At 63.5% G+C, this 11786-nt stretch carries 4 protein-coding genes; all 4 read left to right on the top strand.

Going from position 1 to position 11786, the window contains the following annotated elements:
• Positions 1 to 540: 540 nt before the first annotated feature.
• The 4 genes from ACGFI6_RS37155 to drmB are packed head-to-tail and all read left to right on the top strand — an operon-like array spanning position 541 to position 11711.
• On the top strand, positions 541 to 5196 hold the full coding sequence (locus tag ACGFI6_RS37155) for a sacsin N-terminal ATP-binding-like domain-containing protein (protein ID WP_393127176.1): 4656 nt from the start codon (positions 541 to 543) through the stop codon (positions 5194 to 5196).
• Complete coding sequence (locus ACGFI6_RS37150) at positions 5193 to 6713, top strand: NERD domain-containing protein (RefSeq protein ID WP_393127174.1); 1521 nt, start codon at positions 5193 to 5195, stop codon at positions 6711 to 6713. The genes ACGFI6_RS37155 and ACGFI6_RS37150 overlap by 4 nt, the downstream gene beginning before the upstream one ends.
• On the top strand, positions 6710 to 9895 hold the full coding sequence (locus tag ACGFI6_RS37145; RefSeq protein WP_393127172.1) for a helicase-related protein: 3186 nt from the start codon (positions 6710 to 6712) through the stop codon (positions 9893 to 9895). Before ACGFI6_RS37150 ends, ACGFI6_RS37145 begins: the two co-directional genes overlap by 4 nt.
• The gene (drmB, locus tag ACGFI6_RS37140; RefSeq protein WP_393127170.1) at positions 9876 to 11711 is read left to right on the top strand and encodes a DrmB family protein; all 1836 of its coding nucleotides are present in this window, start codon (positions 9876 to 9878) and stop codon (positions 11709 to 11711) included. Before ACGFI6_RS37145 ends, drmB begins: the two co-directional genes overlap by 20 nt.
• Positions 11712 to 11786: the final 75 nt, after the last annotated feature.

The raw sequence follows: 11786 nt of genomic DNA, 5'->3' as shown, positions 1-11786 counted from the left end.
TCCGTCATTGCCTGGCCAGGCCTCGGAGCCGTTGGTCCGCGGCCGTCTCGCGTACGCCTGTGTAACCGCGCGACGATGTGACCGCCGGGCGTCCGGAGTTGATCAGGCCGCCGGCCTTGTACTTCCCGAACCAATGAGCGGGTGTCAACGACGAACGACCGTGAACGACGACGGTGACCTCTCCGCGCATGTGTTCGCGAGTCCTCGACCGATTCCAACGACGATCCGCCGGCCAGGATCAGGTCGGGCCACGACCTGATCCGCTTGGCAGAATCGCCTGACCGTGCTTGTGAGTACCGAAGGGCGTGCTGTACCCAAACTTTCGTGTTGCTTGCTCCGCATAGCTCCGTAACTCGCTAACATACTCATCGGGGAAGCGCACAAGAGGTGCACCCGCGCCACGATCTGCATCTACTGGGCGGTTCGTGCCGCTGGCTCGTCTTGCGCGTTGATTGTCGAGCTCGGCTCGGGGGAGGAGCAATTAGCACAGTGACGCGTAATCGTGAGGCTTGGAAGCCGGACCCAGATCTCGTACGCGAGGTGAACGACCAGTTCAGACGCGCGATCGATTCGTACGGGATCCAGCCCAACCTCGTGGTGGAGCATGCGAACCTCGAGGAATCCATCCGGACCGGTGGGTACGCGAACAGGACCCTCCTCGAGCTGGTACAGAACGCGGCAGATGCCATCGGCGGCGCGGATGAACACGGGGAGGCTGCGGGGCGCGTCGAGATCGTTCTGGACGCCAAGAACGAGATCTTGTACTGCGCGAACGCCGGACGCCCGTTCTCGCGCGTCGGACTTACCGCTATCGCCATGGCATATCTGAGCGGCAAGCGCGGTGAAGAGATCGGACGTTTCGGTCTCGGGTTCAAGTCCGTGCTGGCCGTCTCCGATGCACCTCAGATCTTCAGCCGATCCATCTCGTTCGAGTTCAACACCCCGGAGGCGCAGGCCGAACTGCGCAACGTGAATCCGGCTGCCAGAAGGCTGCCGATCCTGAGGACTGCCACGGTCGCGAACTTCGACCGCGCGGTCGAAGAGGACCGGATCCTTGCAGACCTCTCGTCATGGGCGACGACTGTCGTTCGGCTCCCGAGGGCTAGGAATCTGAGGCGTCTCCGCAACGAGATCGAGGACTTCCATTCCGAATTCCTGCTATTCGTGCAGGCCGTCCGTGAAGTGCGGCTCAGGGTCGTCGGCGGCGACTCGTACGAGGCCAAGCATGTCTCACATGAACTCGGTGAAGGGCGTTTCAGCATCGAGTCCCAGGGCGAGGATCCGGACGAGTGGCTCGTAGCGAGCCAAATGCACGAGCCGTCGGCAGAAGCGCGCAAACAGGTTGGTGAGGCGGTCTCTCGGGCGCAGATGAAGGTCACGGTGGCAGTGCCGGCCAACCAGCGAGACCTGCGGAGAGGTCGATTCTGGTCGTACTTTCCTCTTCAGGACGAGACGTCGGCGTCTGCCTTGTTCAACGCTCCGTGGAGTGTCAACGACGACCGCACCACCCTGCTCAGGAACGCCTACAACCGCGAGATCCTCCATACGGTCGCCGAGATGTTCGTCAATCTCATGCCGCGTGTGAGGACGGTCGAAGATCCCGCGGCACATCTCGACTTCATGCCGGCGCGAGGACGGGAGTCTCTGAGCTTCGGAGACGATCTCCTCACGGTCCACGTGCCGCAGATCGCCGCAGATCGTGAACTGATCCCCGACGCAGTCGGGACTCTTCGTAACGGTCAGTACCTTCTACCACTGGACTTCGCAGTCAGCTTCGACAAGGGGCTACACGAGGCGTGGATCCAGTCGGCCAACACGGGTGACGACGTCCCGCATTGGCTGTGCTACCAGACCGGCACCCGATCCACTCGTCTTCGCGACCTGTACATCCTTGGCCGGAACTCGGAGGCGGACACGCGCGACCCCGGAAAGGCCTTGGCGCATCTTCCGAAGCGCGGCCTGCTCACCTGGCTGCGCGAGTGGGCCGAGGGCACTGATCCCGTTTCGGCGGCCAATGCGCTGAGGACGGTCGCCGGACACTCGAACCTTCCGGAGATCAACAAGGCCAAGGTCATCCCGACCACCCACGGAATGCGAGCGCTGGAGGATCGCCGAGTCGTATTCCTCCACCACGAGTCCGACCTTGAGATCGAGGACGCCGTCTTCGTCGATCCCACCTTTCTCAGGCAGCACGGCGTCGAGAAAATCCTCCAGGACCGCGGGTTCCGGGATCTCGACCCGGAGGCGATCCTTACCGCACGGCTCGCGAAACTCGACAACAGTCCGCGCCCGGACGACCTGATCAAGGTCTGGGACTCGACCCTGGATCTGTCCACGCAGGCCGCAGCCAAAATCATGAAGGCGGCGAAGACGCCCGTCAGAGTTCCGACGCTCGACGGCGGGTGGGCCTGGCCACAGCAGGTGCTGGACCTGGAGGTCGAGGTTGGACCGAACTTCGTCTCGCGGTGCCTGGACAAGCGTCGCTGTTCGGCGGACGTCGCCTACCAACTCGGCGTCGTACGTCGTCCGGTCAAGGAGTACCCGCTCGAGGACGAGACGCACTTCGAGGACTATCAGCTATGGGTGCTGGAGGAACTCAACCGACACAACGGCGTCGGTGAGCGTCCGGTCGAGGCGATCGAGTTCAACCGCGCCGCAGGACCTGGCCCCTTCTCGGTGCTGTTTCTGCTGCGCGATGCCGAGAGTCCGGTCAGCGCCCGAGAGCCGTGGACCACGGCCCTCGTAGTGCACGGCGATGACGACTGGTCCTGCGAGGATGTCGACACCGGCGTTACGTACAAAGTCGACTCCCCTGCCAGGTGGGCGGTTCGAACAGCGGGACTGGTGAAGTCGACTCATGGATTGCGCTCCCCCGTGGACGTCGTCGCCCCGTCGCTCGTTCGTTACGAAGGACTTCTGCCCCTCTTCCGCGGAAGCCCTCAGGTTGCTGCGATCCTCGACCTGCCGGATGAGCTGAGCGACGTGCCGCCTCACGTCATGCGCGAGATGCTGGAAGGCCAGATCTTCCCAGCGGGCGTGAAGGACGAGGTACTTGTCGAATTCGTCGTCGCAGCGACCAAGGTCGGATTGGAGGGTGCGAAGCCTGCCACCATTCCGGCCCGTGTCGCGCGGACGATCGAGCCGCTGGCGCCAAATGCCGTATATGTCGCGACGAACGACGACCAGGAGGCCTTCCTCCGCACGCAACAACGCCCGTGTTTGCGCGCTCGGCCCGATCAGGTCGACGAACTGATCCGTCTTGTGGGCTGCCGCCGATTCGAGGACAGCTTCGCGTTTTCGGAGATCATCGAGGGACGACAGAACAGCGAGCCCCTCCTGGACGTGTACACCGGACTGCGCAACATCGTCGGTTCTGATCGGCTCAACGGCGTGAAGCTGGCCAGGGCGATGATGATCGCGAAGCGCGTCACCACCGAGGACGGCGTCGAGGACCAGCCGCTCAACTGGTACCTGGACGGCAGCGAGCTCGTCGTCCGAGACGATGCCGACGAGGCCCAGGTGCTCAAGTTCGTCAACGAGGCGTTGCTCGAACGTCGCCTCGACAACGCCCAACTCTCAGCCGTGATCAAGGTTGGTCTCGACCACATGCTCGAGGACCTGCGGGTCCAGGCGCGGTCGGTCGGCTCCGATGCCGAGCGCCTCGAGCTCTACATCGGACCGGATGATCTTCGAGACGCATTGCCGACTGGTCTCTGGTCGGCGCTGGAGGCCCAGGAACTCGTCGACGCCGACACGTCGATCGCTGGACTCTTTCTTGTGGTCTACGGCTCCGATTCGCTCAAGATCCTCGCGGAACGCTTCCGCGAGGTGGGGTTCACCGATGTGCCCACCGCTTGGGCCGGCACTCCTGCTGCCATCTCATGGGTGCGCAAGATGGGCTTCGCGGCGGAATACGCCGGCGAACGATCGCAAACCCGGCCGCAGGAGTTTGTCGTTCCCGGTGCCGTGAAGCTCAACGAGCTTCACACCTTCCAGAAGAAGATCAGCGAGAAACTACGTGTCGTCCTGACTCAGCCATCCGAGCAGGGCGCCGCACAGAAGGGGATGGTCGAGCTACCGACCGGTGCGGGCAAGACGCGCGTAGCGACCCAGACGGTCCTTCGTCTCTTCGTCGATGAGGTTCTGAGCGGGACTGTCCTTTGGATCGCGCAGTCTATCGAGTTGTGCGAGCAGGCGGTGCAGACCTTTGAGGCCGTCTGGCGGTATCTCGGCGACGAACGCCCGCTGGCGATCGGCAGGCTGTGGGAGAACAACAAGGTCCACCAACCCGATACCGACGTCAGCGTGATCGTGGCGACCGATGCCAAGCTCGAAGCGATCCTGGACCTTCCCGAATACGAATGGTTGACGGTGCCGACTGCAGTCTTCGTCGACGAAGCCCATCGCGCTGGCGGATCCACGCGGTACACCCAGATCCTTCGCCGGCTCGGTGTCGACGGGCGTAGTTGGGACCGTCCCCTGGTCGGTTTGTCCGCGACGCCGTTCAAGGGCAGCGCCGGGGATACGACTCGGACCGAGCAACTCGCAGCCCGATTTGGGCACAACCGCCTGACTGCGTTCGAGACTGATGCTTACAAGGAGCTGGTCGGCCTCGGCGTCCTTGCAGGCGTCAAACACGAGATCCTTCCGGGCATTGATGTCGAGCTGGACGCCGATCAGCAGGCGGAGATTCGCTCGTCGCATGTCATCGACAGGAGCCTCTACGAGCGGTTGGGACGCAACGAGGCCCGGATGAAGATCCTTGTCGAGCACATCGCCGAGCAGGATCCAGACTGGCCGATCCTGGTCTTCACGCCGAGCGTGCTGTCGGCGCAGGTTCTCGCCGCGTCGCTTCGCTATCGCCGCATCGAGGCCGAATCCGTCAGCGGACAAACGAGCCGGCAGCAGCGCCGGGACGTGATCAGGCGATTCCAGAAGGGCGAGATCAGGGTTTTGGCCAACTGCGACCTCTTGATCCAGGGCTTCGACGCTCCTGGCGTGCGTGCTCTTTACATCGCTCGGCCGACCTTCAGCCCGAGTGCGTATATCCAGATGGCCGGCCGCGGTCTACGTGGCCCGAAGAACGGCGGCAAGGAGGAGTGCCTCATCGTCGACGTCGCCGACAATTGGGGAGCCATGAACGACTTCCTGGGATATCGCGACTATGCGGATCTCTGGGAGGAGCAGAAGGGATGATCCTCGTACCTACGCTCGCCGATATCGAACGCCGTGCGACCAGCGACGCTGAGCGGACGGTGGCGCGTCTGCTGAAGGATGTCGAGGGCGACCCCGACGCCGTCGCATTCCACTCCGTCGACCTTCGTTCACACGCCTACAAGCAGCAGGCCGAGGCGGACTTCATCGTCCTGTGGAGGGGCGTTCTTGTCGTGATTGAGGTGAAAGGCGGCGGCGTGCGAAAGCACGACGGTGTCTGGTACTCGGTCGACCGACGAGGAGACTGGCACAAACTGTCCGGATCGCCGATGGAGCAGGCCAGATCCGCCGCCTATGCACTGCGTGACATCCTTCAGGAGGAGGGCGCGGGATGGTTCGCCCACGAGGCGGTGGTCATCACCCCGGACATCGACTCGCCTCCTGCCTCGGTCGGTTGGCTTCCTACACACTGGCTCGCTCAAAGCGATATGAGCTCAGCGGGTCTCGAAGGGGCCCTCGACCGCATAACCCAGAATCCACGGACCGCACCACGCGGCCAGAAACGAGCTCGAGCCGAAGATCTGCGGACACGTCTCTTCGGCGAGTTCACCCGCATGCCCGTGATAGATGCTCAGCGCGGAGCCGTCATAGAGGAGCAGAACCGTGCCACCGCCGGTCAGGGACGGGTCCTCGCAGCGCTCGCCCGTAACCCGCGCCTTCTCGTGTTCGGCGGAGCCGGTACGGGCAAATCGCTCGTGCTGGTTGAGGCGGCCAAGCAGGAGGTGGAGCAGGGAAAGTCGGTTCTCATCACCTTCCGTTCATCTGCTTTGACCAACTTCTTCGCTCCGCACATCGAGGGCCGTGACATCGATCTGATCCCCTTCGACGACCTCCCGGACGACAGAGCGTACGACGTCGTCATGGTCGACGAGGCTCAGGACATGATGAGTGCTGACGCGATGGACAGGATCGACGCGGTCGTCGCCGGCGGACGAGCCGACGGATGGTGGCGGATGTTCCTCGACCCGAACAACCAGGTTCACGTCGACGGTGAATATGACGAGGACGTTGCCGAACTGATCGCCGGCGAGGCGATCTCGGTCGACCTCGACCTGAACGTCCGCAATACCCAGGCCATCGTTCACGTCGTCCAGGAGTATCTCGGAGCTGACGTAGGTGATCCTGGGATCGTTCATGGTGAGAAGGTCCAGTGGCACACCCCACCAGGGCAGGCCGACCTTGCCGAAGCTGACCTGCTCGCGAAGCGGATCGCTGCCGACGGAGCGCGTAGGGCCGATATCTGGATGATCAGCACAACGTCGGACTCCCGGCCGGCAACGAGCCCCGGCGGGTTCGTCATGACCAGTCCGAAGTACGCGAAGGGTCTCGAGGCGGAGTACGTCATCGTCTTCGACCTTCCGCACACCTACGACGAGGCCGGGATTGCCGCCTTCTACGTAGCTACCACCAGGGCCCGCGTGTCGCTCCATATCATCGCATCGAAGGAAGACAAGCAGCGGCTTCGACAACTCTTGAAGGATTGGATGATCGCGAAGTGACCCTCACCCATCCCCAACAGTTGGTGGTGGACCATCTGGTGGCGGCGTATGTCGGCCCGGAGGGCGGGGACGACGAGATCGTGGAGAATATGCCGAACCGGCAGTACTCCGTCGGCATGCTCTTTCCGCAAGGGCTTGTCGACCACTCTGAGAGCGACGACCTCTCGCAGGCGGACTCTGCCGATGCGGAGGTCGAGTCCTCCGGTGAGGTCGAGGAGCGCGGCGCCGCGGTGCCTATATCCGAAGAGTGGCGGCCTTCGTCGGCCGCGATCTCGTTCGTCACTGATCGACCCGCTGCGGTCTGCGATCTGTCTGGCGGCACGTACAAAGCCATCGAGGGCGACGGGCCGCGCAGGTGGCAGCGTCGACCGTTCGCTTTCGATGGTCTCGAGATGCGGCGCGGTGAGGGGCCCGAAGAGGTGAGCGCGAACGGCGTGAAGGTCGAGGTCGGTTCTCGTTGGCGAGACTATGGCTCCGGCTACCTAGCGACCGTTTACGTCCGGGTCAGAGAACCCTCCACCGATAATGACCGACTCGACATCGCCAAAATGCTCTACCAGGTCGCACTCAGCGTCACGCCCGTGGAAGGAGCGCGGTTCCTCGAGTACGACCCGACCGGATCCGTTGACGTGGACGACGAAGCGGCCGAACTGAGGCTACGCTTCCGCGAGCGCAAGGTGTATGCGATCGGCCACGGCATGGCTGCAGACTGGGCGCTCGAGGGCACTACCTGCGCCCGAATCTGGCTTACCCCGGTCCCGTCGTTCGTCGTACCGGACGTCGAAACCCTCTCCTTCGAAGCCGATACGCTGGAGGCAGGAGCACTCGGCCTCGCTCATCTGGCGAAGCTCGATGAGAGCCCCGACGCCGTCCTGGCATCGCTGGACGCCTTCGTCGACGCGTTCGACAGGTGGGTGTCGGAGCAGGAGCGACGTGTTCCGGGCTTCGGCAACGAGGAAAAGGTGGCTCAACGGATCGTGGACCGGTCCACGAAAGCGGCCGCGAGGATGCGAGAAACGATCGAGGTCTTGCGTCAGCCGGACCAGGACCAACTGCGGACCGCCTTTGCGCTCGGCATGGTGGCGATGCGGCTACAGATGCGTCAGGCGAGAATCAACCAAGGCAAGCCGGCCGGCGAACCGCATTGGCGTCCCTTCCAACTCGGGTTTCTTCTGGTTGCGCTCATTTCGACAATCGACGAGACCCATGATGATCGGGAGTTGGTCGACCTGATCTGGTTTCCGACCGGCGGCGGCAAGACCGAGGCGTATCTCGGCCTCGCAGCGATCGAGATCTTCCGTCGTCGCCTCGCGCACGGCACATCAGGTGGTGGGACGGCGGTCGTCACCCGGTACACGCTGCGGCTTCTCACAACGCAGCAGTTCCAGCGGGCCGCCTCACTCGTCTGCGCGATGGAGTTACTACGCCGCCCGGGCGTCTTCAACGACCTGCGGGTTCGTCGGATGGCTGCGTTCAGCATCGGGCTCTGGGTCGGAAACGAGGTGACCCCCGGAAGTCGAGCGGACGCAAGAGCAGCGCTCGACCGTCTCCACAAGGCCGCGCGGCCGGAGGAGGCCAACCAGTTCCAAGTCGAAAGCTGCCCCTGGTGCGGAGCACCGCTGCTGCCAGCGTCCAGGTCCGACGACCAGTCGAAGTACGGCGTGCGTCTGGATGGCCAGGATGTCGTCATTGGCTGCACCAACACCGGTTGCTACTTTAACAAGGAACTACCCGTCGCGGTCGTCGACGACCTGATCTACGAACAGCCACCCACCATCCTCCTGGCGACAGTCGACAAGTTCGCCCGACTCCAGTTCCAGCCTCATGCGGGAAAGCTCCTAGGCCTCGGAACGCCGTACCGCCAGCCGTCGCTGATCATCCAAGACGAATTGCACCTGCTGTCGGGACCACTCGGCACAACCATCGCCGTTTTCGACGCGGTGCTTCAACTCCTGCTCAGCCGAGGCGGATCGCCCCCGAAGATCATCGCCTCTACAGCAACTATCCGAGCATCGGACGAACAGGTGCGAGGTCTTTACGGCCGGGAGGTCACCCTGTACCCGCCCTCAGGGCTGGACGATGATCGTACCTTCTTCTCCCAGCCCGTCAGGAGCGGCGAGGGTCGGCTGTACATCGGCCTCATGCCTCAGGCGCTGTCCCAGATGTCCGCGGTCGTCGCGGCCTCCGCGCCACTGCTCGAAATCCCTCATGTTCTCGACACTACTGCGGGCGACACCTTCACCCTTGACGCGTATTGGACCGCCGTCATGTACCACAACAGCCTGCGCGAGCTCGGCCGCACCAGTACTTTGGTCGTCGACGACGTCAACGGCCGACTCGAACCCCGCGCAGAGCGGCTCGGGCTGCCACTACGTCGTGTGCGAGCGGACAAAGTCCTCGAACTCACCAGTCGTCGCGGACCCGAAGAGCTGCCGAACGATCTGCGAGCGCTCAAGCGGCGGGCCGATGAGTCCGACGACGCCATCGATGTCGTGCTCTCCTCGAACATGCTGTCTGTCGGCATCGATATCCCACGGCTCGCTCTGATGCTGATGGTCGGCCAACCCAGGACGACCGCCGAGTACATCCAGGCAACAAGCCGCGTCGGACGAGGCGACGTCAAGGGCGTCGTGACCACCCTCTTCCGGTCCAACCGGGCTCGTGACCGGTCGCATTTCGAGACCTTCAGGAGCTATCACGAGGCGCTTTACCGCAGCGTAGAGCCGACGAGCGTGACTCCTTGGTCGTTGGCGTCCCGTGACCGCTCTCTCGCAGGTGCCCTCGTCGCGCTGCTGCGGCACGCGATCCCTTCGCTGGCAGACAATGCTGCAGCCCTGCGCATGGACCTGGAGGACATCGGCCTCAAGAATCAGATCGAGACGCTGGTAGTCCAGTTCGTCGCCGTCGTCGGACGCTCCGAGCAGGCGGAGGCTGTCGACACTGACAGTGCGGTCTGGGCGCTGCTCAGAGACTGGGACGGCCGGGCGCAGCGGGCTCGCCAGGACAGCGCGAAACTGGTCTACGACCGGAGGAGTCGGGACGAAGTAGCGCTCTTCAAGAGATTTGGGCAGGCGGGCGAAGGATGGCTTGTAGCCGACTCGATGCGATCGGTCGAGCCGAATGTCGCCGTCGACGTACGCGAACCGTTCGAGGAGGGATCCCGTGGAACGGATCAAGCATGAACTTAGACTGTCCGAGACAATCACCCCCTTCGGAGTTGGTGCGATTGTCGACATTCGGGGCGCATCGCTCATCGCACCGGACACCTCCTGGTGGGACAAGAAGTTCGCCTCCGAGATCCACTGCGGCCGCCTTACCGATCGACTCGGACCTAGCGTCCTTCTCGAAGCGCCCACTCACGCAGGTCGAGCTGCGAAAGAAACGAACGGACTCCTGTACTGGCGCTTCCCGGAGTGGCGCTTCTGTGAACGATGTACTCGCCTTTCTCGCAGCACAAGCAAAGACAAAGGCAAGTGGCGCAACGCATGCGCGGCCTGCAAGGGTGCGCTCGTTCCGATGCGGTATGTCGCTGTCTGCGAGCAAGGCAGCCACATCCAGGACATTCCATGGTTCCAGTGGGCCCACCGCGGGCGCGACGGCGGCGTCACCGAGGTCGTTCGTCTTTGTCGAGCGTACAAAGAACTCAAGTTCGTCCGCTCATCCACCCACGGCGAGGGCCTCACGTCACTCCACGTCACTTGCGGGGCCTGCAAGAGGTCACGCCCCCTGTCTGATCTGGTCGGAGCCGAGTCCCTCAAGCGCGACGGCGTCCGCTGCGGTGGCCGACAGCCCTGGGAGGACGAGAAGGTCGGCAACCCGTGCGAATACAACCTCGTCGCAGTGCAACGCGGCGCGACGGGCAACTACATCGCCGAGAGGATCTCTGCACTCGACATTCCGGAGGAGGAGCCACGGTCTATCACTCAGGCAGATGCAGTACGTGGGCACATGTTCTTCGAGAAGGTCGTCGCCGACAACGGAGGACCACAGGCGGAGCTCGTGGCCGGCTGGATCGCCACTGATCTCGACGTCACGCCGGAGGACGTGTTGGCAATCGCTGCGACCGCCGACAACCGTGACGAAGCCGTCACACGCGACGAAGCCGTTATACGCGACCTCAAGGACGGCGAGTGGGCAGCCTTCCTGAAGAAGCTAGAGAAGCCCGGCCGCGATTCGACTGAGGGCGAATTCGTTGTCGACGGTTGGCGGATCAAGCACGACGACGCCACTCCGCAGACGGTTGCGGATGCGATCGCAGGGGTCGGACAGGTCAGGCGCGTCAGGGAAGTGCGGGCGCTCAAGGGCTTCCGCCGCCACAATGCGCGTGCCGCACAGATCTCGGCCGACCTGGGACCCGATGCCAAACGCCGCCGCTTTTATCCGGCAATCGAGGTGTTCGGCGAGGGCATCTTCCTTCAGTTCGATGAGCAGCGACTTAGAGATTGGGAAAGCCAGCCTGCCGTCCAGGCACGGGCTGGCACCCTGATCGAGCGACGCAATATGACCCCGTGGGCACACCGCCTGCCTGCGCCGGAGGCCAGGTTTGTCGCGCTCCACACGATTGCCCACCTCCTGGTCCGCCGTCTAGCGTATGCAAGCGGCTACTCCTCCGCCTCACTCCAGGAACGGATCTACGCTGGCGGCAGCGGCCCGGATGGGATGGCCGGAATCCTCATCTACACCGCGGCGGGCGATGCGCAAGGAACCCTTGGCGGCCTCGTCAGGCTCGGCGCTCCTCAAAAGATTGGGCCGCTCATTACCGCTGCCCTTGACGACGCTGACTACTGCTCGAACGACCCCGTCTGCATCGAGAGCGACCGGCAGGGTGCCAGCAGCCTGAACCTCTCCGCGTGCCACGGTTGCGCGCTCGTCAGCGAGACGTCCTGTGAGACCTCCAACCGCCTCCTGGACCGCCAGCTGGTACTCGGTGGCCGCAACGTTCCGGGTCTCCTCGAAGACGTCCTCAAGGAAGTACGCTCCAACCTCCACGTTGGATGAGAGTCAACTTCCAACATGAAGTCACCGCCCGCCGATGCTGGCCTTCCCCGGTTCTTGGACACAGTGGTGGGTTTA

The organism is Kribbella sp. NPDC048928 (assembly GCF_043197975.1).
Classification (GTDB): domain Bacteria; phylum Actinomycetota; class Actinomycetes; order Propionibacteriales; family Kribbellaceae; genus Kribbella.
This window is presented reverse-complemented; position numbering and strand designations above follow the sequence as displayed.

Excerpts from the sequence above, each read along its gene's own strand:
- ACGFI6_RS37150 (WP_393127174.1), top strand. The coding sequence starts at position 5,193 with ATGATCCTCGTACCTACGCTCGCCGATATCGAACGCCGTGCGACCAGC.